This window comes from Xanthomonas bonasiae, from assembly GCF_014836395.1.
Classification (GTDB): domain Bacteria; phylum Pseudomonadota; class Gammaproteobacteria; order Xanthomonadales; family Xanthomonadaceae; genus Xanthomonas_A; species Xanthomonas_A bonasiae.
In genome coordinates, this window is record NZ_JACSQX010000001.1 from 588,670 (window position 1) to 608,434 (window position 19,765).

Here is a 19,765-nt window from a genome sequence, read left to right on the forward strand (position 1 = left end):
ATCTCCAAGGATGGTCAGTCGAAGCGCAGGCGGCGTTCGGCGAAGGCGTACAGGCGCCGCCACACCGCGCGGTTGAAGACGGTCACGAACAGCGACATCACCGCCACCCCGAGCAGCACCCGCGCGCCGTCGCCGGCGGCGGTGGCGCGGGCGATGTAGGAGCCCAGCCCGTAGGCCTGCACCTGGGTGTCGCCCCAACTGGCGAGTTCGGCGACGATGCTGGCGTTCCACGAGCCGCCGGAGGCGGTCAGCGCGCCGGTGATGTAGTACGGGAAGATGCCCGGCAGGATCACCCGCCGCCACCAGGTCCACGAGCGCAGCTGGTAGACCGTGGCCGCCTCGCGCAGGTCGGTGGGAAACGCGCTGGCGCCGGCGATCACGTTGAACAGGATGTACCACTGCGTGCCCAGGATCATCAGCGGCGACAGCCAGATGTTGGGATTGGCGCCGGTGGCGACGATCGCCAGCACCGCGAACGGGAACAGCACGTTGGCCGGGAACGCGGCCAGGAACTGCGCCAGCGGCTGCACCCGCTGCGCCACCTTCGGGCGCAATCCGATCCACACCCCGATCGGCACCCACACCACGCTGGCCAGCGCGATCAGCACCACCACCCGCAGCAGCGTGGCCAGGCCGCCGCCGAACGCCTCGGCCAGGTCGTGCAGGCGCAGGTGCTGGCGGCCGTAGTCGAACGCGAACCAGGCCGCGGCCAGTCCCGCGATGGCCAGCGCCGCGCTCCATAGCCGGTCGCCCCAGACGTTGCCGCTGGCGTCCTGCACGGGCGCCGCCGCCGGACGCGGGCGCCGCGGCGCCCAGCGCAGCAGCAAGGTGCGCTGCCAGACCCAGGCCAGCGGCGCGACCAGGCGCTTGGCCAGGCGGGTGCGCCGCAGCAGGTCGTACAGCCACGATTGCGGCTTGTCCTGCGAGGCGGTGAGTTCGGCGCGGAACTTGTCCGACCAGGCGACGATGGGGCGGAACAGCAACTGGTCGTACAGCACGATCAGCACGCCCATCGCCAGCACCGCCCAGCCGACCGCGGCGAAGTTGCGCTGCGCGATCGCCAACGCCAGGTAGGAGCCGATGCCGGGCAGTTCCAGGGTGTGGTCGCCGACCGTGATCGCTTCGGAGGCGACCACGAAGAACCAGCCGCCGGACATCGACATCATCATGTTCCAGATCAGCGCCGGCGTCGCATACGGCGCTTCCAGCCGCCAGAAGCGCTGCCACGACGACAGGCCGAAGCCGCGCGTGACCTCGTCCAGGTCGCGCGGCACGTTGCGCAGCGACTGGTAGAACGAGTACGCCATATTCCAGGCCTGGCTGGTGAAGATGGCGAAGATCGAGGCCAGCTCGGCGCCGATCTGGCGGCCGGGAAACAGGCCCAGGAAGAAGGTCACGGTGAAGGTCAGGAAGCCCAGCACCGGCACCGACTGCAGGATGTCCAGCGCCGGCACGATCAGCCGCTCGGCGCGGCGGCTCTTGGCCGCCAGGGTCGCCACGACGAAGGTGAACATGAGCGAGGCGGCCATCGCCGCGAACATGCGCAAGGTGGTGCGCAGGCCGTATTCGGGAAGCTGGCGCAGATCCAGCGAGACCGCTTCGGTGCCCGGCGGCGGCAGCGGCGCGCGCATGTCGGCGGCGCCGTGCAACAGCAATACGCCCAGCGCCAGCAGCAGCGCGAACACCGCCAGATCGTGGAAATTGGGCAGCACGCCGGGGCGTGCGGCGACAGTACCGGGCGCGTTGCGGTCGCGGGGGAATAGCACCATGGGAAGGTTCCGGCAGGACGGCGGCGCCAGCTGCGCCGCACGGATGGTAGGGAATGAGGGAAACCGGCGGGGGACGACCGCTCAGTGTGGCAAGCGAATATGCAAGCCAGGCGTCAGCCGCTGCTGCGTCGCGTTCGTGGTGTGTCCAGAGGCCACCTGGCCGATGCCGGTCGCGGCGTCGATTGCGGCAGGCGCGCCGGCGTCGGCCAGGGCCGCAACGCGTTCGTGACGGCACATGCCCAGCCGGATCGGGGTGCCGGCGGCGCGACCGGCAGCCGCGCCGCTGCCGCGCGCCGGCGTGCGGCGCGGATCGAGCAGCGGCGGCAGCATGCCCCGCCGCGGACCATGGACCGCGGCGGGCGCGCGTACGCACAACCGGCGGCGCTCAAGCGGCGCATGGCGACAACGACGACGACAGATGCATGGGCGGCTCCGGAATGCGGAAACGCCAGTGGCCACGCTCGGGGTCCTCGCGGATCGGGCTTGCGTACTGCGGGAGTGTCTTGCCAGCGCCGGTGCGGCGGTGGCGAACGATCCCGTCCTGAGCGGACGGGACCCATCTGGGACGAACCCAGACCTTGGCGGTCCTGTCAGCTCGACAGCTGCAGCGTCGGTCTAGGATGACTGTCCAAGGAAGTGGCCTCTGGCCGGGAACGATGGGCGCGAAGTATAGCCAGCAACCGCGGTACCGCAACAGCGTCCGACGGGCGCCGGCGGCGAGCGTTCACTGGCCAGCAAGCACCAGCCGCGGCAGCGTCGCCGGGGTCTCGGCCTGGCGCGCGCGCAGCCAGGCCGCCAGCTCGCGCGGCGGCAGCGGCCGAGAGTGCAGATAGCCCTGGATCTCGTCGCAGCCCTGCTCGCGCAGCAGCGCCTCCTCCTGCGGCGTCTCCACGCCCTCGGCCACCACCTGCATGCCCAGCGCATGGCCGAGTTGCACGATCGCCTGGGTGACCTTGGCGGTGCCGCTGTCGATGAGCATGTCCTGCACGAAGCTGCGGTCGATCTTCAGCCGCTGCACCGGGAAGCGGTTGAGGTAATGCAGGTTGGAGAAGCCGGTGCCGAAGTCGTCCACCGCCAGCAGCACGCCTTCCTGCTCGAACAGTTCGAAGCAGCGGCGCAGCGATTCGGTGTCGCGGATCAGTGCCGATTCGGTCAGTTCCAGCTCCAGCCGCTTGGGCGACCAGCCGTTGCGCTGGCACAGCTCGATCACCCGCTCGGCGAAGCCGCGGTCGCGCAGCTGCATCGCCGAGACGTTGACCGACACGCGGTCGAAGCTCAGCCCCGCCGCATCCCAGGCCGCGGCCTGGCGGCAGGCCTCGTTGATCACCCAGTCGCCCAGGCGCACGATCTCGCCGCATTCCTCGGCGATGGGAATGAACTCGGCCGGGTTGCAATGGCCGTGGCCGGGGCGGTGCCAGCGCAACAGCGCCTCGACCGCCGGCGCGCGTTCGCCGGCCGCATGCACCAGCGGCTGGTACACCAGCGAGAACTCCTCGCGGTCCAGCGCGCCGTGCAGCGCATGCTCGATCTCCAGGCGCCGCTGCGCACGCAGCAACACGTCCTGGCTGTAGTAGTGGCAGGTGTTGCGGCCCGATTCCTTGGCCGCGTACATCGCCGCATCGGCGGCGCGCAGCAGGCTGTCGAAGTCCTGGCGCCCCTCCTCCATCAAGGCGATGCCGATGCTGGCGCCGATCTTGATCACGTTCTCGCCGTTGTGCAGCGGCTCGGCCAGCGCCGCGATCAGCTTGCGCGCCACATGGCCGGCATCGCCCGGCTCGGCCAGGTCGCGCAGCACCACCAGGAATTCGTCGCCGCTGAAGCGCCCGAACAGGTCGCTGGTGCGCAGTTGCTGGTGCATGCGCGTGGCCGCCAGTTTCAGCAACGCGTCGCCGGTGGCATGGCCGAAGGAATCGTTGATGCTCTTGAACCCGTCCAGGTCGACGAACAGCATCGCCAGGGTGCTGCCGCGCTCCACCGCGTCGTGCATCGCCGCTTCCGCCTGCTCGCGCAGCAGCTGCCGGTTCGGCAGCCCGGTCAGCAGGTCGTAGTGGGCCAGCAGTTCGATGCGCTCGCTGGCCTCGCGTTCGCGGCTGATGTCGCGGAACAGCACCACGAAGCGCGGCGGCAGGCCGTCGCGGTCGTCCAGTTCGATCAGCACCTGCACCCACACCCGGTGCCCGGAGGGGCGATGGAAGCACAGGTCCAGTTGCTCGGGCAGGCCGCCGTGGGCGATCCGCGCCAGCGCCGTTTCGAACGCGTCGCGCGAATCCAGCGTGTACAGCGCCAGCGCCTGGTCCAGGTCGATGTTTTCCTTGCGCAGGCCGTGGATGCGGTAGCACTCCTCGGTCCATTGCATGCGCCGGGTGCCGACCTCGATCTCGCAGCCGCCGATCTTGCCCAGCGCCGAGACGCGGTTGAGCAGTTCGGTGCGCCAGCGGATCAGCGCGTCGGTCTGGCGCTGCTCGGTGATGTTCTGCACCTGGCCGAGCACGCGCTGCACGGCGCCGTCCGCTTCCAGCTGCGGTTGCGCCCACACCCGCAGGTGCAGCGGCGCCTCGCTGCCGCGTACCAGCTCGACCTCGAAATTGGCCTGCTTGCCGTCGCGCTGCATGCGCCGCCAGGTGGAGATCACCTGCGCCGCCGACTCGCGGCTGAGCAGGCGCAGCCAGCCGCGGCTGCTCGGCACCTGATCCTCGGCCAGGCCGGTCACGCGCAGGAACTCGCGCGACCACCAGATCCGGTTCTGCAACGGATCCCACGACCAGCTGCCCATGCTGGTCATGCGCTGCGCCTCGCGCAGCAGGGTCTGCTGGTCGCGCAGGCGCTGCTCCAGCAGCTTCTGTTCGTGGATGTCGGTATGCGTGCCGACCATGCGCAGCGGGCTGCCGTCGGCGGTGCGGGCGACGATGCGGCCGCGGTCCAGGATCCAGCGCCACTGGCCGTCCTGCTGGCGCAGCCTGAATTCGCACACGTAGGTCGCGCTGCGGCCTTCGAAATGGGCGCGGATCGCCTCGCGCAGGCGCGCCTGGTCGTCGTTGTGCACCAACGGCAGCAGCGCGTTGAGTCCGTAGTCCGGCGCGTTGCCTTCGTAGCCGAGCATCTGCTTCCAGCGCTCGGAACGGAAGATCCGGTCGCTGGGGATGTCCCAGTCCCACAGGCCGTGTTCGGCGCTGTCCAGGGCGATTTCCCAGCGCGTGGCGCCGTCGCTGCCGACCGGCTCGGGCACGCTCAGGGTATAGGCCAACAGCGCGCCGGCATCGTCGCGCACCGCGCGCAGCCACCCGTCCAGGCGCCGCCCGGCGGTGCCGGGCAGCGCGCAGGCGAGCATGCTCTCGCCGTTGACAAGGCGCTCGCGCACGTCGCGCATCAGCTCGGCATAGGCCTCCACCGTACGCGGCAGCTCCAGCGCCTGCGCGGCCCGGTTCGCGGCCAGCGGCCGCCCTTCGGCGTCCAACAGGACCACGGCCGAGGTGAGCGGATGCTGCAGCAAGCTTGCGATGACGCCTTGATCCACGCCGAGGTGCTCCGTTTCTGCCGCGCTGGTGCTGGCGGACGAAGGTGATAACGGCACCCGGCGGCATTAATTGAGCGCCCGACCGGCCGCGGCGCCGGTCGCGCTGGGCCGCAATGGCCGCTTGCCGGTAAGATGGCGGCGGACGAATACCGCCGCATCGGGCTGTCGGGGCATGCAACCACAACGCGATCTCTCCCCGACCTCCCCGTCCTCGGGCATGCGTCTGGCGCAGCGGCTGGACCGGGGAATCTGGCGGACCGCGCTGCTGTACCTGCTGGTCGGCCTGATCTGGTCGCTGGGCAGCGACCTGCTGCTGGTTCGATTCGTGGACGACACGCAGACCCTGGCCATGCTGCAACTGGTCAACGACGCGGTGTTCCTGCTGTTGACCGCCATCGCCCTGTACTGCCTGCTGCGCCCGCTGGTGCGCGGGGCGGTGCAGGTGCACGCGCAGCTGGCGCTGTCCGAGGCCGGCTACCGGCAGATGTTCCAGGCCAATCCCAGCCCGATGCTGGTCTACGATCCGGAAACGCTGCGGGTGGTGGACGTCAATCCGGCGGCGATCGCCTTTTTCGGGTGGCCGCACGACACCTTCGTCGGGCTGGAACTGGGCCGGCTGTGGCCGCCCGGCGCCGCCGAGCGCATGAGCGACGTGATCCAGGCGATCCGCGACGCCCCCTCCAAGGTCTGCGTGGTGGCCGAGCCGCTGTGCCTGCGCGACGGCAGCCAGCGCATGGTCGAGGCGCGCAGCACCGGCCTGGACTACCGCGGCCGCGGCGCGCGGCTGGTGGTGATCAGCGACCGCAGCGCCGAGCACGAGGCGCAGCAGCGCCGCGACCAGGCGCTGCTGCGGCTGGAGGAAGCGCAGGCGATCGCCCGCCTCGGTTCCTGGCAACTGGACCCGGCCAGCGGCCTGGGCCGCTACTCCGACCAGGTCTACCGGATGCTCGGCCGGCGCGCGCCGGAGTCGCCGCGCCAGCATCGCCTGGAGGAATTGCTGATCCCCGCCGACCTGGCGTCGCAGGCGCGCATCCAGCGCATGCTCGAGGACCTGTGCGGCACCGCGCCGGTGCAACTGGACATGCTGCTGCCGGTGCTGGCCGCCGACGGTCAGGCGCGCATGCTGCACCTGCGCGCCGAATCGGCCAACGACGACGATGGCGCGGCCTGCGTGCGCGGCACCCTGCAGGACGTAACCGAGCACGAACGCTCGCGGCGCCTGCTGCACGAGCGCGAGGAACAGTTCCGCGAACTGGTGCGGGTGCTGCCCGACGGAGTGGCGATCCTGCACCAGGAACACGTGCTGTACGCCAATGCCGCCTGCGCCGGGCAGTTCGGCTACGAGGGCGAGAACCTGCTCGGCGAACCGTTGCAGGGCCTGGTCTACCCCAGCGATCTGCAGCAGGTGCGCGAGCAGATGCGCGATGCCGGCGACAAGGGCGAGCGCGGCGCCGCCGCGCGCATGCGCCGCCGCGACGGTTCGCTGTTCCACGCCGGGCTGTCGTTCGGCAAGGTGCGCTACAGCGGCCGCGACTGCAAGCTGCTGATCGTGCGCGATCTCAGCGAGCCCGAGCGCATGCGCGACGCGCTGGCGCTGAGCAACCGCGAGCTGCAGGCGATGGCGCGGCGGCTGTTCTCGCTGCAGGAGGACGAGCGCCGCGCGATCTCGCGCGACCTGCACGACGACATCGGCCAGGCGATCACCGCGATGAAGCTGTCCGCGCACGCGGCGCTGGACGAAACCGATGCCGAGCGCCGCCGCGAAGACCTCGACGAGATCGTGCAGCTGGCCGACAGCAGCATCACCAAGCTGCGCAACCTGTCCACCCTGCTGCGCCCGCCGCAACTGGACGCGCTCGGGCTGGAGGCGGCGCTGCGCTGGCAGGCCGGCATGCTGTTCCGCGCCTCGCCGGTGCGCCTGCAGCTGGAGATCGCCACCCTGCCCGCGCGGCCCAGCGGTGAGGTCGAGCAGGCCTGCTTCCGCATCGCGCAGGAAAGCCTGACCAATGTGCTGCGCCACGCCTGCGCCGGCGAAGTGCGCATGGCGCTGAGCGACGAGCAGCACCGGCAGCTGCGCCTGGAGGTGGTCGACGACGGCGACGGCTTCGATCCGGCCGGACCGCGCGGACTGGGCCTGATCGTGATGCGCGAGCGCGCGCAGAGCGCAGGCGGTACCCTGCAGATCGACACCGCGCCCGGTGCCGGCACGCGGGTGACGCTGTGCCTGCCCTACACGACGGCGGCGACGCCGACGCACCCACCTGGACCCTGAAGACGATGTGGAATCCCGCTGCCCCCGTGCCGCCAGACGACGAACTTCCGTCGCGCCTGGGCGCAGGCCACCCGGCGCTGACCGGCATGATCGCCGAGGCGCTGGCCGGCGGGCCGGGGGTGATGCTGCTGCACATCGACATCGACCACTTCGCCTCGATCAACGAGAACATGAGCGCGGAAGTCGGCGACCACGCGCTGGCGCTGCTGGCGCATCGGCTGCAGGCGCACCTGCGCGGGCGCGGCCTGCTGTGGCGCCACGGCAGCGACGAACTGGTCATGGCGGTGCCGCGCACCGCCGACGTGCCGCCGCCGGAGGCCTTCGCCGAAGAGGTGCGGCAGCAGATCGAACTGCCGCTGTCGGTACTGCCGTACACCTTGTTCATGACCGGCAAGATCGGCGTGAGCCTGTGCCCGGAACACTCCACGCGGCTGTCCACGCTGCTCGACTACGCCGAGGACGCGGTCTACCAGGCCGCGCGCGAAGGCGGCAACATGGTGCGCCTGTACGCGGCCGACGGCCCGCCCAGCGCGCACAGCGAGAGCATCATCTCGCGGCAGATCGTCGATGCGATCCCCAACGGCGAGCTGCGCCTGCGCTACCAGCCGATGGTCAGCGCCCGCGACGGCCGCGTGGTCGGCATGGAATCGCTGCTGCGCTGGCAATCGCCGACGCTGGGCATCCTGGTGCCGGAACGGTTCATGCGCACCGCCGAGCGGCTGGGCGTGATCGTGCAGATCGGCACCTGGGTGATGGAGGGCGCGCTGCGCCAGGCGCGGCTATGGCGCGACCAGGGTTTCGACGACTTCACCATCGCGGTCAACGTCTCCACCCTGCAGCTGCTGCGCCCGACCTTCTTCAACGAAGTGATGTCGGCGCTGCAGGCGGCCGGCGTGCCGCCGCAGATGATGGTGCTGGAGATCAACGAAAGCGCGCTGACCAACAACGTCAACTTCGTCCACGAGACCCTGGCCAACCTGTGCCGCGAAGGCATCAGCCTGAGCCTGGACAACTTCGGCACCGGCGATTCCAGCCTCAGTGCGCTGGTGCGTTATCCGGTGGACAAGCTGAAGATCGACCGCAGCTTCATCAAGAGCGCGCCGGCCGGCAACCGCGAGGCGGCGATCGCCCGCGCCATCATCGCCATGGGCCACCAGCTGGGCATGGTGGTGATCGCCAACGGCGTCGAATCGCAGGCGCAGCTGGGCTTCCTGCGCCGCAACGACTGCGACATCTTCCAGGGCTACCTGTTCGGCGAGCCGATGTCGGCCGAGGCCGCGGGCATGGCGTTGCGCCGGCGTTACCTGCGCCCGGAATCGTTCACCGAGACCCGTCCGGACCGCACCCTGCTGTTGCTCGACGACGAGGAGAACGTGCTGCGCTCGCTGGTGCGCCTGTTCCGCCGCGACGGCTACCGGATCCTGGCCGCCGGCAACGTGCGCGACGCCTTCGACCTGCTCGCCACCAACGACGTGCAGGTGATCCTGTCCGACCAGCGCATGTCCGACATGAGCGGCACCGAGTTCCTGGGCCGGGTGAAGATGCTCTACCCCGACACCATCCGCCTGGTGCTGTCCGGCTACACCGACCTGGCCACGGTCACCGACGCGATCAACCGCGGCGCGATCTACCGCTTCCTGACCAAGCCCTGGAACGACGACGAACTGCGCGAACACATCCGCCAGGCGTTCCGCACGCACGACGAACAGCGGCGGGATGCTGGGCCCTGACGGGCCGGGATTCGGGATTCGGCATTCGGGATTCGCAAAAGCCGCGATTCAGGCTTTTCCTCGACACGCACGGACCGGGACAGCAAGCGCAAAACCGCTCTTGCGAATCCCCAATCCCGAATGCCGAATCCCGGCTACTTCGGCTGCCTCACCGGAATCACGATCCGGAAGCTGGAGCCCTCGCCGACGGTGCTGGTCACGTCGATGCGGCCGTGGTGCTTGTTGATGATGCCGTAGGAGATCGACAGGCCCAGGCCGGTGCCGCTGCCGACCGGCTTGGTGGTGAAGAACGGGTCGAAGATGCGCTGCAGCAGGTCCGCCGGGATGCCGGCGCCGGAGTCCTTGAACTCGATCCAGACCTCCTCGCCGTCCTGGCCGGTGCTGACCACGATGGTGCCGCGCTCGCCGATCGCCTGGCCGGCGTTGAGCAGCAGGTTCATGTACACCTGGTTGAGCTCGGACGGCAGGCACTCGACCAGCGGCAGGTTGCCGTAGTGGCGGTCCAGGGTGACCTTGTACTTGAGCTCGTTCCAGATGATGTTGATCGTGGACTCGAGCCCGGAATGCAGGTCCACCAGCTTCCACGATTCCTCGCGGCCGGAGTACGAGAAATCCTTGAGGTCGCGCACGATGCGCGTCACCCGCTCGATGCCTTCGCGCGACTCGGCCATCAGCTGCGGCAGGTCGCGGCTGATGAAGTCGATGTCGAAGCGGTTGCGGATGTCGTCGATTTCCGGGATCAGCGCCTTGGGATCGGGCGCGCGCAAGGCGCGCTCGTAGGCTTCGATCAGGGTGAACAGGCTGCGCAGGTATTCCTGCAGGCTGCCCAGGTTGGAATGCACGTAGCCGATCGGGTTGTTGATCTCGTGCGCGACGCCGGCGGCGAGCTGGCCGATCGAGGCCATCTTCTCCGACTGCAGCAGTTTTTCCTGCGCGCCGTTGAGGCGCAGATAGGCCTGGCGCAACTCGGCGTGGCGCTGCTGCAGTTCCTGTTCGTAGTCCTGCTGGCCTTCGATGCCCTGGATCAGCACCAGAAAGTGGCCATCGTCGCCGTCGGCATGGAAATACAGATGCGCCAGCACCACGTGTTCTTCGGTCGGCAGGCTGCCGCTCCAGCGGCCATGGCTGCGCGCCTGCGACAGCGCATCGCTGGGCAGCCACTGTGCCAGGCGCTCGCCCAGGGCGCAGTCGTCGAAGACTTCGGCATTGCACAGGTGGCCGCGCGCGGCACTGTTGGCCAGCAACAGGCGGCCGTCGGCGCGGAACAGCACCAGGCCTTCGTCGATCAGCTCGCTCAGCGCGAGCAAGCTCTTGCGCGAAGGCAACGGCACCGTGTCGGTGTAATCGGGATCGGCGAAATTCACGAAAGGCAACGGGTAACGAGCGGACGCTCAATATACGCCGATGCCATCGCCAGGTGCGTGGATGCCGGCACATGGCCGGCATGCGGTGACGCGCCTGGCGTTTCTCAGGCGATCGCCAGCGGGCGGCTCATCCGCAAGGTGCTGGACTGGCCGTTGGCATCGTAGGACGAGGCGCTCTCGCTGCGCCCCAGATGCCGCAGCGCCCAGTTGACCTCGCGCCGCCGCCGCGACAGCAACGCGCCGTTGGCGCGGTTGGCGTCGGCCAGCTGGCGCAGCAGCGACTCGGCCTCGGCACCGGCCGGCACGTTGGCCTCCAGCGCCCGCAGCGCGGCCAGCTTGTCGCCGGTCGCCTGCATCAGGCCTTCCACGTTGTGATCCAACAACGCCTGCCGTTCGCCGGCGAGTGCGTCGCTGAGCTGCTGCAAGGGGTTGGTCACGGTCGTGTTCATGCGCTGAGCTGCTGGTCCATCTGCAGCATGCGGCTGGCGATCGCGTCCGGATTGATCTTGTAGCTGCCGCTCTGCAGCGCGCTGCGCACCGACTCGACGCGGTTGCTGTCCACCGCCGGCGCCGCCGCCAGCTCGCGCTGCAGGCTTTGCAGCCCGGACGCTTCGCCGGTCAGGCGCAGACTGTCGGTCGCGGCCGTGGCGCCCACCGCACTCGTCTTGCCGTCCTCGGACGCGCCGGAGGCGGCCTTGGTGTTGACGGTCGACGTGCGAAGGGTGGCCTGGGTCGGCGAATTCCCTTCAATTTTCTGGCTCATGACGAAATCCTGCTACGGGTTCGGTGTAGGTAACGGCCCTACACCGACGAACTTTAGGCCAGATCTCAACGCGTCACAAAAACGTCGCCATTTTGTGACACGGTTCCCTGAACGACGCGGCGAGACGACAGGTTTTCGACGGTCACCCGCTCGTTCTCGCCGCCGTCGCTGAGCGCGCGCCCCGCCATGCGCACTTCCAGCGCCCCGTTGCGCGCCACCAGCGCCACATTGTCGCCGCGCCGCACCAGTCGCTGCGCGACCAGATCGCTGGCCGACAGCAAGGTGCCGGCCGGCAGGGTGCGCCGCACCACCCTGCCGATCGCCGCGGCCGGATCGGTCATTGCCGCACCGACGATCCGCGCCGCGTCGCGCCTCTCGACGACCATATCGGCGGCACCGACGGTTTCTCCAGCGGCCAGGCCGCGGCCCAGCACCAGCACGTTCTGCAGGCGCCGCACCTTGACCGGCACGAACAGGCGCCAGCCGGCCTCGCGCGGACAACTCACTTCCACTGTCGTGGTCCCGGTCGGCTGCGCCTGCAGCGACACCGGGCACAGCGGCACGCGCACCGACGGGTCCAGCGTCGCCTCGGCTTCGGCATCGGCGCCAAGGGTGGACAGCGCCGCGGCGCGGATCGAGTCCACCGATTGGAATTCCGCGGCCCAGGCCGGCATCGCCGCCAGCAGGACCACTAACAGGATCAGGCGCATGGCCGTCTCTCTAATGAAGGTGTCGCCAGTCCCATGCAAAGCCCGTGCCGCAATTCGCGCCCGTCGCCGACAGCCCGGCCTCAAGTTCCGCCGCGAAGGCGCCGATATGAACCCCATGTCTCATGACCTGCTCAACCGAATCGACCAGCGCACCCGCTTGGCGGGCCACAATCGGCTTGCCCTGCTGCTGTTCCGGCTGGGCGGCCGTCAGCTTTTTGGCGTGAACGTCTTCAAGGTGCAGGAAGTGCTGCGCCGGCCGGAGCTGTTCCAGGTGCCGGGGCTGCCACTGCAATTCTCCGGGGTCGCCGATGTGCGCGGCCGTTCGGTGCCGGTGCTCGACCTGGGCCTGGCGATCGGCCATCCGGAACGCGAGACGCAGGCCGACAAGGCGCCCGGCTACCTGGTGGTCACCGAGTTCAACCGCTCGGTGCAGGGCTTCCTGGTCAGCGGCGTGGAGCGCATCGTCAACATCGCGGTGGAGGACATCCATCCGCCGCCGGAACTGGGCGCCGAATCCAGCTACCTGACCGCGGTGACCCGCTTCCAGGGCGAGCTGATCCAGGTCATCGACGTGGAAAGCGTGCTGGCCGACATTGCCCAGAACCGCACCGAGGCGCTGATCGACCCGTCGCTGGCGCTCACCGGCTCGCAGCTGCAGGTGCTGGTGGTGGACGACTCGCGCGTGGCGCGGCAACAGATCCGCAGCGTGCTCGACCAGCTCGGGGTCGGCGCCACCCTGCTGTCCGACGGCCGCCAGGCCCTGGACCACCTCCTGCAGATCCACGCCGGCGGCGAGAATCCGGCCGACCGCTACGCCATGGTGATCTCCGACATCGAGATGCCGGCGATGGACGGCTATACGCTGACGACGGAAATCCGGCGCCACCCCGGCCTGGCCGGCCTGTACGTGCTGCTGCACACCTCGCTGTCGGGGGTGTTCAACAACGCCATGGTCGAGCGCGTCGGCGCCAACGCCTTCGTCGCCAAGTACAGCCCGCACGAACTGGCCGACTATGTGCTGGCGCGGCTGCGGGTGGTCGCCGAGGCCCAGGCCGCCTAGCGTTTCGCGGCCCCGGCGCGCGACGCCGGGCGCCCAGCAGCACGCCTTCCGCCGCAATGGCGAAGGCCGTTCCCCCGCGCCGCACGGCGCGCCCCCCGGTTCTGGCACAGACCTTGCCTGTACTCCTGCAACGAACCGCGGGAGCGCGCCATGCCCAATCTGATTTCATCCTACCTAGGTGTCCACGGCGACGCCCTGCCGCTGCGCGAGCAACGGATGAAGCTGATCGCCAGCAACCTCAGCAATGTCGACACGCCCGGCTACAAGGCGCAGGACCTGGATTTCGACGCGGCGATGCGCGCCGCGCAGGGCCAGCGCGACGGCAGCCAGATGCAGGTCACCGACAGCCGCCACATCGCGGTCGGCGGCAGCACCGGGCTGAATCCGTTCCAGGTCACCCGCGAGGCCAACCAGCCCAGCCTCGACGGCAATACCGTCGATGCGGACACCGAACGTGCCGCCTACGGCCGCGCCGCGCTGGAATACCGCGCCTCGCTGAGCTTCGTCGAATCCAAGGTGCGCAGCATGCTCACCGCGATCACAGGCCAATAAGCATGAGCAATCTGCCGATTTTCGACGTCGCCGGCTCCGCGCTGCAAGCGCAGTCGGTGCGCCTGAGCACCATCGCCAGCAACCTGGCCAACGCCGATTCGGTGGCCGGGTCGGCCGAAGCGGCCTACAAGCCGATCGAGCCGATCTTCCAGGCGGTGCGCAACCCGCACGACAGCAGCCTGACCGCGGTCAACGTCAAGGAAATCACCCAGAGCAAGGATCCGCCGATCAAGCGCTACGAGCCCGGCCATCCGCTCGCCGACGCCGACGGCTACATCTACTCGCCGGACGTGGACCCGGTGTCGCAGATGGTCAACCTGATCTCCGCCTCGCGCAATTACCAGGCAGGCGTGGAAGTCCTCAACACCGCCAAGGAACTGGCGTTGGCCACCTTGTCCATGGGCCGCTGAGCCCTCCCTCCCGCCGCCTAACGGCCTAGGACGTACTGATGAGCACCGTTTCCAGCGACATCTATTCCAGCCTCGGATTGACCGCCTCCAGCACCACCAGCACGTCCAACAAGTCCTCGTCGCTGGACCAGGCCGACTTCCTGAAGCTGATGACCGAGCAATTGCAGCACCAGGATCCGCTCAAGCCGATGGACAACAGCCAGATGGTCTCGCAGATGGCGCAGCTGTCCACCGTGCAGGGCATCGGCGACCTCAACAAGACCGTGACCGCACTGTCCGATTCGATGAGCACCGACCAGATCCTGCGCGGCGCGCAGCTGGTCGGGCACAAGGTGCTGGTGCCGTCGGCGACGATGCCGCTGGGCAGCGACGGCGGCACCACCGGCGTGATCGCCGCGCCCAGCGCGGGCATCGTCAACCTCACCGTCACCGATGCCAACGGCAACGCGGTCAAGCAGATCAGCGTCACCGCCAGCAAGGCCGGCGAAGTCAATTTCAGTTGGGACGGCACCAACACCGCCGGCGAGCGCATGCCGGCCGGCGCCTACGGCGTCACCGCCACGCATACCGACAGCAAGGGCACCAACACCGCGCTGTCCACCTACGTCCAGGCCCCGGTCGAGAGCGCCACCATCGGCTCGGACGGCATCTACCTCGACCTGACCGGGCTGGGCACCGCCCCGCTCGCCAACGTGCTCCGCGTCAGCTGAGCCGGCCAATCCACAGGAGTCCATCATGGGTTTCAATACTTCGCTGTCCGGTATCAAAGCGGCCAACTCCGACCTCAACGTCACCGCCAACAACATCGCCAACGTCAACACCACCGGTTTCAAGGAGTCGCGCGCCGAGTTCGCCGACCTGTTCTCCGCCACCGGCTACGGCCTGGCGCGCAACGCGATCGGCGCCGGCGTGCGGGTCAGCAACGTCGCCCAGCAGTTCTCGCAGGGCAACGTCGACCCGACCGGGCGCAACCTGGACCTGGCGATCTCCGGCGACGGCTTCTTCACCCTGACCAACAACGGCGCCAAGGTCTATTCGCGCGCCGGCAACTTCCAGACCGACGAGAACGGCTACGTGGTCAACCCGCAGGGCGCCAGGCTGCAGGTGTTCCCGCCGGCGGCCAACGGCAACGGCTTCGCGGTCGGCACGCTGAGCGACCTGCAGCTGCTGACCACCGACAGCTCGCCCAAGCAGAGCGAAACGGTGAACCTGATGTTCACCCTGCCCGGCAACGCCAGCGTGCCGACGGTGACCACCTTCGATCCGGCCGACGCCAACAGCTACAACCATTCCACCGGCGGCATCACCGTCTACGATTCGCTGGGCGTCAGCCACACCCAGACTTCGTATTTCGTCAAGACCGCCAACGCCAACGAATGGCAGGTGCACAACTACGTCGACGGCACCGCGGTCGGCACGCCGAGCACGATCCAGTTCGACGGCAACGGCAAGCTCACCACGCCCGCCGACGGCAGGATCGCGCTGAGCACCTTCACCCCCAGCACCGGCGCCGGCACCCTCAACCTGACCCTGGACATCAGCGGCTCGACCCAGTACGGCGAGGCGTTCGCCTTGCGCGACGCGCGCCAGGACGGTTACGCCAGCGGCAAGCTCAACTCGATCAGCATCGACGCCAGCGGCGTGGTCTACGCGCGCTACTCCAACAACGCCGACAAGGCGCTGGGCCAGGTGGCGATGACCAACTTCGTCAATCCGCAGGGGCTGAGCTCGCTCGGCGACAACGTGTGGGCGGAAAGCTCGGCCTCGGGCAACGCGCGCACCGGCGCGCCGGGCACGTCGGACTTCGGCAGCGTCCAGTCCGGCGCGCTCGAAGCCTCCACCGTCGACCTCACCGAACAGCTGGTCAACATGATCGTCGCGCAGCGCAACTTCCAGGCCAACTCGCAGATGATCTCGACCCAGGACCAGGTCACGCAGACCATCATCAATATCCGTTAAGGCCGGGATTGGTGATTCGGGATTGGTGATTCGTCACGGCTGGCATTCCGTCGATCGGAAGCCAGCCTTGCACGCCACCCCTGATCGTTTGCGGCACCCCCGCTTCTTCGAATCCCGAATCCCCCATCCCGAATCACGGCTCACATCCATGGACAAAGCACTCTACGTCGCCATGACCGGCGCCCGCGCTTCGCTGCAGGCGCAGGGCACGGTGTCGCACAATCTGGCCAACGTCGATACCGCCGGCTTCAAGGCGGCATTGGCCAATACCGAGGCGTACCGCATCAAGGGCGCCGGCTATCCGTCGCGGATCGATGCGCTGCACATCGACCAGGGCTTCAATCGCGATGTCGGCGCGCAGCAGGTGACCGGCAATGCGCTGGACGTCTCGCTCAGCGCCGACAACTGGCTGGCGGTACAGGCCAGCGACGGCAAGGAGGCGTACACGCGCGGCGGCGAACTGGCGTTGACCCCGAACGGCCAGCTGGTCACCTCCAGCGGCCGCGCGGTGCTCGACGACCAGGGCAATCCGATGGCGATCCCGCCGCACCAGTCGCTGGAGATCGGCGGCGACGGCTCGGTGTCGATCGTGCCGCTGGGCGAAGGCCCGCAGGCGATGACCGTGGTCGGCAAGATGAAGGTGGTGCAGGCGCCGGCCGAACGCCTGGAACGCCGCCCCGACGGGCTGATGCGCAACATCAGCGACGATCCGACCCAGGCCTTCGCCCTGGCCACCGGCACCGCCGTGCACACCGGTGCGCTGGAAGGCAGCAACGTCGATGCCGCCGGCGCGCTGGTGCAGATGATCCAGCTGCAGCGCCAGTTCGAGATGCAGGTGAAGGTGATCAAGCACGGCGACGAGAACGCGCAGTCGGCCAACACCATGCTGCGCCTGAACGGCTAAGCCCGCCATGGGCGCCGCGCCGCTGCCGACGAAAAGCCGGCGCATTTGTGGCACGGCACATGCATCAGTCCCCCTGCCCCTCGCGGATCTCGGGGCCACCATCAGAGGAATCGGGTCATGAATCAGGCTTTGTGGGTCGCCAAGACCGGACTGGATGCGCAGCAGACGCGCATGTCGGTCGTGTCCAACAACCTGGCCAACACCAACACCACCGGCTTCAAGCGCGATCGCGCCAGCTTCGAGGACCTGCTGTACCAACAGGTGCGTCAGCCTGGTGGCGCGACCTCGGCGCAGACGCAGTTGCCCTCGGGCCTGCAGCTGGGCACCGGCGTGCGCGTGGTGTCCACCTCGAAGGATTTCGAGCAGGGCAATCCGCAGCAGACCGGGCGCGCGCTGGACGTGATGGTCAACGGCCGCGGCTTCTTCGAAGTGCAGATGCCCGACGGCACCTCGGCCTACACCCGCGACGGCAGCTTCCAGATCAACTCGCAGGGCGAACTGGTCACCAACAGCGGCTATGCGATCCAGCCCGGCATCCAGGTCCCGGAAGGCGCGCAGTCGCTGACCATCGGCACCGACGGCACGGTCAGCGTGCAGGTCGCCGGCACCGCCGCGGCGCTAGAGATCGGTTCGTTGACGCTGAGCGACTTCATCAACCCCTCGGGCCTGCAGGCCAAGGGCGAGAACCTGTACGCGGAAACCGCCGCCTCCGGTCCGGCGCAGAACGGCACGCCCGGTCTCAATGGCCTCGGCACCACCGTGCAGGCCTCGCTGGAAGGCAGCAACGTCAACGTGGTCGAGGAGCTGGTCAGCATGATCGAGACCCAGCGCGCCTACGAGATGAACGCCAAGGCGATCTCCACCACCGATTCGATGCTCGGCTATCTGAACAACAACGTCTGATCCCGACACTTCTTCTGGAAACCGCCATGTCGCGTCCGTCCTCCTTCTCTCTCATCGCTGCGCTGGTCCTGCCCGCGCTGCTCGGCGGCTGCGCCGGGCTGGGCATCGCCGCCGGCGACGTGCGCCCGTATGCGCCGATGGCGCCGATCGTGCCGGTGGTGGCGCAGCCCGCGCAGCCCAGCGCCGGCGCGATCTACGCCGCCGGCCCGAGTCTGTCGCTGTATTCGGATCGGCGCGCGCGCGACGTCGGCGACCTGCTGACCATCACCCTGGTCGAAAGCACCAACGCCAGCTCCACCGCCAACACCAGCATCACCAAGAAGGACGCGGTGACCATGGCCACGCCGACCCTGCTCGGCGCGCCGCTGACGGTCAACGGCATCAACGTGCTCGAAAACAGCACCAGCGGCGACCGCAGCTTCGCCGGCAAGGGCAACACCGCACAGAGCAACACCATGCAGGGCAGCATCACCGTGACCGTGGTGCAGCGCCTGCCCAACGGCAACCTGGTGATCCAGGGGCAGAAGAACCTGCGCCTGAACCAGGGCGACGAACTGGTGCAGGTGCAAGGCATCGTCCGCGCCGCCGACATCGGTGCGGACAACACCATTCCGTCCAGCAAGGTCGCCGACGCGCGCATCGCCTACGGCGGCCGCGGCGCCGTCGCCCAATCCAACGCGATGGGCTGGCTGAGCCGCTTCTTCAACTCGCGCATCTCGCCGTACTGAGGCCTGCCATGAACCTTCTGTCCCTGTCCTGCCGCCTGCTCGCCGCGTTCGCGCTGTGCGCCGGCCTGGCCGCCCCGGCCGCCGCCGAACGCATCAAGGACCTGGCCCAGGTCGGCGGCGTGCGCGGCAACGCGCTGGTCGGCTACGGCCTGGTGGTCGGCCTGGACGGCAGCGGCGACCGCACCAGCCAGGCGCCCTTCACCGTGCAGAGCCTGAAGAACATGCTCGGCGAGTTGGGCGTCAACGTTCCGTCGAACGTCAATCCGCAGCTGAAGAACGTGGCCGCGGTGGCGATCCACGCCGAACTGCCGCCGTTCGCCAAGCCCGGCCAGCCGATCGACATCACCGTGTCCTCGATCGGCAACGCGGTGTCGCTGCGCGGCGGTTCGCTGCTGATGGCGCCGCTGAAGGGCGCCGACGGCCAGGTCTACGCGATCGCCCAGGGCAGCCTGATCGTCGGCGGCTTCGGCGCGCAGGGCAAGGACGGCTCGCGGATCTCGGTGAACGTGCCCAGCGTCGGCCGCATTCCCAACGGCGCCACGGTGGAGCGCGCGTTGCCGGACGTGTTCGGCAGCAGCGGCGAGATCACCCTGAACCTGCACCAGAACGATTTCACCACGGTGTCGCGGATGGTCGCGGCGCTGGAGAACACCTTCGGCCCCGGCAGTGCGCACGCGGTCGACGGCGGCACCGTCGCGGTGCGCTCGCCCACCGACCCGAGCGCGCGCATCGGCCTGCTGGCGCGGATCGAGAACGTGGAACTGTCGCCGGGCGCGGCGCCGGCCAAGGTGGTGGTCAACGCCCGCACCGGCACCGTGGTCATCGGCGCGCAGGTGCGGGTCAGCCCGGCGGCGATCTCGCACGGCTCGCTGACCGTCACCATCAGCGAAGGCACCCAGGTCAGCCAGCCCAACGCGCTGAGCAACGGCCAGACCGTGGCCACGCCGAAATCGACCATCACCGCCACCAACGAAGGCAGCCGCATGTTCAAGTTCGAGGGCGGCACCTCGCTGGACCAGATCGTGCGCGCGGTCAACGAAGTCGGCGCCGCGCCGGGCGACCTGATCGCGATCCTGGAAGCACTGAAGCAGGCCGGCGCGCTGAGCGCGGAGCTGGAGGTGATCTGA

Annotated in this window: 18 protein-coding genes; 11 read left to right on the forward strand and 7 right to left on the reverse strand. The window is 68.9% G+C overall.

Annotated features, from left to right (window positions below; translation table 11 throughout):
• Positions 1 to 14: 14 nt before the first annotated feature.
• The 3 genes from H9658_RS02605 to H9658_RS02615 all read right to left on the reverse strand — a co-directional run bounded on the left by H9658_RS02605 (position 15) and on the right by H9658_RS02615 (position 5,283).
• Complete coding sequence (locus tag H9658_RS02605; protein ID WP_191824234.1) at positions 15 to 1,769, reverse strand: ABC transporter permease; 1,755 nt, start codon at positions 1,767 to 1,769, stop codon at positions 15 to 17.
• 81 nt (positions 1,770 to 1,850) lie between these two features.
• On the reverse strand, positions 1,851 to 2,099 hold the full coding sequence (locus H9658_RS02610) for a hypothetical protein (RefSeq protein ID WP_191824235.1): 249 nt from the start codon (positions 2,097 to 2,099) through the stop codon (positions 1,851 to 1,853).
• A gap of 394 nt (positions 2,100 to 2,493) precedes the next feature.
• Positions 2,494 to 5,283: a sensor domain-containing protein gene (locus H9658_RS02615; RefSeq protein ID WP_179564581.1), complete on the reverse strand. Its 2,790-nt coding sequence runs from the start codon at positions 5,281 to 5,283 to the stop codon at positions 2,494 to 2,496.
• Positions 5,284 to 5,455: 172 nt separating this feature from the next.
• Here H9658_RS02615 and H9658_RS02620 point away from each other — a divergent pair, with 172 nt between their 5' ends.
• The gene (locus H9658_RS02620) at positions 5,456 to 7,555 is read left to right on the forward strand and encodes a PAS domain-containing sensor histidine kinase (RefSeq protein WP_225209679.1); all 2,100 of its coding nucleotides are present in this window, start codon (positions 5,456 to 5,458) and stop codon (positions 7,553 to 7,555) included.
• A gap of 5 nt (positions 7,556 to 7,560) precedes the next feature.
• Complete coding sequence (locus tag H9658_RS02625; RefSeq protein ID WP_179565595.1) at positions 7,561 to 9,285, forward strand: EAL domain-containing protein; 1,725 nt, start codon at positions 7,561 to 7,563, stop codon at positions 9,283 to 9,285.
• Positions 9,286 to 9,419: 134 nt separating this feature from the next.
• Here H9658_RS02625 and H9658_RS02630 read toward each other — a convergent pair whose 3' ends face one another.
• The 4 genes from H9658_RS02630 to flgA form a co-directional block, all read right to left on the reverse strand.
• Complete coding sequence (locus tag H9658_RS02630) at positions 9,420 to 10,649, reverse strand: ATP-binding protein (RefSeq protein ID WP_179564579.1); 1,230 nt, start codon at positions 10,647 to 10,649, stop codon at positions 9,420 to 9,422.
• Between the two features lie 104 nt (positions 10,650 to 10,753).
• A complete protein-coding gene (locus H9658_RS02635; RefSeq protein WP_179564577.1) occupies positions 10,754 to 11,098 on the reverse strand; it encodes a flagellar protein FlgN in 345 nt (114 codons plus the stop codon).
• The gene (flgM, locus tag H9658_RS02640) at positions 11,095 to 11,412 is read right to left on the reverse strand and encodes a flagellar biosynthesis anti-sigma factor FlgM (protein WP_179564574.1); all 318 of its coding nucleotides are present in this window, start codon (positions 11,410 to 11,412) and stop codon (positions 11,095 to 11,097) included. Before flgM ends, H9658_RS02635 begins: the two co-directional genes overlap by 4 nt.
• A gap of 65 nt (positions 11,413 to 11,477) precedes the next feature.
• A complete protein-coding gene (flgA, locus tag H9658_RS02645) occupies positions 11,478 to 12,122 on the reverse strand; it encodes a flagellar basal body P-ring formation chaperone FlgA (RefSeq protein ID WP_191824284.1) in 645 nt (214 codons plus the stop codon).
• 115 nt (positions 12,123 to 12,237) lie between these two features.
• Here flgA and H9658_RS02650 point away from each other — a divergent pair, with 115 nt between their 5' ends.
• The 9 genes from H9658_RS02650 (at position 12,238) to H9658_RS02690 (ending at position 19,765) form a co-directional block, all read left to right on the forward strand.
• Positions 12,238 to 13,182, forward strand: a complete 945-nt coding sequence (locus tag H9658_RS02650) for a chemotaxis protein (RefSeq protein ID WP_179564572.1) — start codon at positions 12,238 to 12,240, stop codon at positions 13,180 to 13,182.
• A 150-nt stretch (positions 13,183 to 13,332) separates the two neighbouring features.
• A complete protein-coding gene (flgB, locus tag H9658_RS02655; RefSeq protein ID WP_179564570.1) occupies positions 13,333 to 13,734 on the forward strand; it encodes a flagellar basal body rod protein FlgB in 402 nt (133 codons plus the stop codon).
• 2 nt (positions 13,735 to 13,736) lie between these two features.
• Positions 13,737 to 14,144, forward strand: a complete 408-nt coding sequence (flgC, locus tag H9658_RS02660; protein WP_145708233.1) for a flagellar basal body rod protein FlgC — start codon at positions 13,737 to 13,739, stop codon at positions 14,142 to 14,144.
• 38 nt (positions 14,145 to 14,182) lie between these two features.
• Positions 14,183 to 14,854 carry a flagellar hook capping FlgD N-terminal domain-containing protein gene (locus H9658_RS02665; RefSeq protein ID WP_179564568.1) on the forward strand — a complete coding sequence of 224 codons (672 nt, stop codon included), beginning with the start codon at positions 14,183 to 14,185 and terminating at the stop codon, positions 14,852 to 14,854.
• A 25-nt stretch (positions 14,855 to 14,879) separates the two neighbouring features.
• Positions 14,880 to 16,103 carry a flagellar hook protein FlgE gene (gene flgE / locus H9658_RS02670; RefSeq protein ID WP_179564566.1) on the forward strand — a complete coding sequence of 408 codons (1,224 nt, stop codon included), beginning with the start codon at positions 14,880 to 14,882 and terminating at the stop codon, positions 16,101 to 16,103.
• 148 nt (positions 16,104 to 16,251) lie between these two features.
• Positions 16,252 to 17,007, forward strand: coding sequence for a flagellar basal body rod protein FlgF (locus tag H9658_RS02675; RefSeq protein ID WP_179564564.1), 756 nt, complete (start codon positions 16,252 to 16,254; stop codon positions 17,005 to 17,007).
• Between the two features lie 117 nt (positions 17,008 to 17,124).
• The gene (gene flgG, locus H9658_RS02680; protein ID WP_179564562.1) at positions 17,125 to 17,910 is read left to right on the forward strand and encodes a flagellar basal-body rod protein FlgG; all 786 of its coding nucleotides are present in this window, start codon (positions 17,125 to 17,127) and stop codon (positions 17,908 to 17,910) included.
• 26 nt (positions 17,911 to 17,936) lie between these two features.
• A complete protein-coding gene (flgH, locus tag H9658_RS02685) occupies positions 17,937 to 18,638 on the forward strand; it encodes a flagellar basal body L-ring protein FlgH (protein ID WP_179564560.1) in 702 nt (233 codons plus the stop codon).
• A gap of 8 nt (positions 18,639 to 18,646) precedes the next feature.
• On the forward strand, positions 18,647 to 19,765 hold the full coding sequence (locus H9658_RS02690) for a flagellar basal body P-ring protein FlgI (protein ID WP_179564558.1): 1,119 nt from the start codon (positions 18,647 to 18,649) through the stop codon (positions 19,763 to 19,765).